The 669-nt window shown below is 68.8% G+C and carries 1 protein-coding gene; it reads right to left on the bottom strand.

Annotated elements, in window-relative coordinates; genetic code table 11:
* Nucleotides 1–669: Do family serine endopeptidase (locus D1614_RS28155; protein WP_206610157.1), on the bottom strand; the 669-nt coding region annotated here is incomplete at both ends.

Here is a 669-nt window from a genome sequence, read left to right as displayed (position 1 = left end):
GCCCTGCTTGAGCCCGGCCTTCTCCGCCGGCTGGCCCGGCTCGACACGGGCGACGACGGTGCCCCGGCCCTTGGGCACGCCCAGGCCGTCGGCGATGTCGGCGGTCAGGTCGACCGTCCCCTGCCCGGACAGATAGAGCGGCCGGGTCGAGGCCGCGCCGGTCAGGGTCAGCGCCGCCTTGTCGAACAGCTCATAGCCGACCGTGGTGAACTGGCTCGTGGTCGGCAGCGTCGCGGTGGTGTCGGTGCGCACGCGCAGGCGCAGGCCCGCATTGGTGCCCGACACCGTGCCGGTGATGCCGGCGAAACGGTTGCCGGTAGTGCCTGTCGCCTCAGCGATCAGCAGATCGCCACTGGTCAGCGTCAGATTGCCGTTCAGGACGCCGCCCGCCAGCGCGTAATAGGCGTTGTTGTTGCCGTAATAGCTGCTCGACGAGGACGAGCCGAAGCTCACGTCGCCGTTGATCGTGCCCGCATTGGCGATGCGCGCGTTGAACACGCTGAAATTGCCGTTCGGCGCGATGGCGCGCGTGCCGCCGGTGACGATGCCGCCTGCCGCATTGGTGAGCGAACCGTAAGAGCCAATGAACACGCCGGTGCCGGTCGCGGTAATGGTGCCGCTGTTGGTCAGGCTGCTCGACAGCTGGAGGCCTGCGCTCGCGCCCTCAAT

It is taken from the genome of Maribellus luteus (assembly GCF_003576475.1).
GTDB lineage: Bacteria > Bacteroidota > Bacteroidia > Bacteroidales > Prolixibacteraceae > Draconibacterium > Draconibacterium luteum.
The sequence above is the reverse complement of the archived record's forward strand: the minus strand, read 5'-3'. Positions and strand labels throughout refer to the sequence as shown.